This window comes from Bradyrhizobium sp. Kon37 (assembly GCF_055807535.1).
The window spans coordinates 1-742 of record NZ_JBVVOY010000089.1 but is presented as its reverse complement, the minus strand read 5'-3'; the positions used below and the strand labels follow the sequence as shown (position 1 = coordinate 742).

2 protein-coding genes are annotated in these 742 nt (G+C 48.2%); one reads left to right on the top strand and one right to left on the bottom strand.

Features of this window, described 5'->3' with window-relative positions:
• On the top strand, window positions 1-205 hold a 205-nt coding region (locus tag AC0L3J_RS37180; protein WP_473350400.1), incomplete at its 5' end, for a hypothetical protein.
• A 27-nt stretch (window positions 206-232) separates the two neighbouring features.
• Here the strand turns inward: AC0L3J_RS37180 and AC0L3J_RS37175 are convergent.
• Window positions 233-742: transposase (locus tag AC0L3J_RS37175; protein WP_198451621.1), on the bottom strand; the 510-nt coding region annotated here is incomplete at its 5' end.

Genomic DNA, 742 nt, shown 5'->3' with positions numbered 1-742 from the left:
GGGTTTTTTTTTTTTTTTTTTTTTTTTTTTTTTCCTCGGGGTACTTAGATGTTTCAGTCTAATGTCTTTAGATCCGCTGGCCTGCGGGCATGACAATGTCAAACAGTCAAAGATTGTGGCGTTGACGGTCAGTCTTGGGGACAAAAAAGCTCAGTATTCTCGTTGGCAACCAGATAATTTAACAGTTGATGCTGAAACGAAATAGGCATCTTGGTTCTGTAATGCCAGTCAGTTAAGCAACTGACTGGCTCTTTTTCGGGGCTGTGGGGTATTTCCAGGGCCTCTCCTTTACCACTCTCGGGAAGGCCCTTTCCCTTCTTGTCGGTAATTTCACAAGTTGTCCCATACTTGCAAGATCGCGCATCAGCTCCGGTATACGTCCCGGTGAAGCGCCCTGCAATGTCATCAGCATTCTCATCACCATTCCGCATGATTCTGAGAAACTCAGTTGATTCGGCCAGTAACCTTTCAGATGTTCCGCCATTTTAATCATCTGATATCTCACCAGATTATAAGCCAGTAAGACACCCCACAGCTCTTGCTCCACAAGCTCCGGCTTTTTACTTCTCAGCGTCAGCCTGCTCCGTTGCATCGTCTGTTTTATCTCCCTGTATCCCAGTTCGATTTCCCAGCGATGACTGTACAGATCCCCCATTTCTCCTCCGGGGAAGCGCATGGCGTCCGTCATCGACGTCAGCAGATGGCAGACTTTTCCTTTGCGCGTCACGGTCAGCAGGCGGGC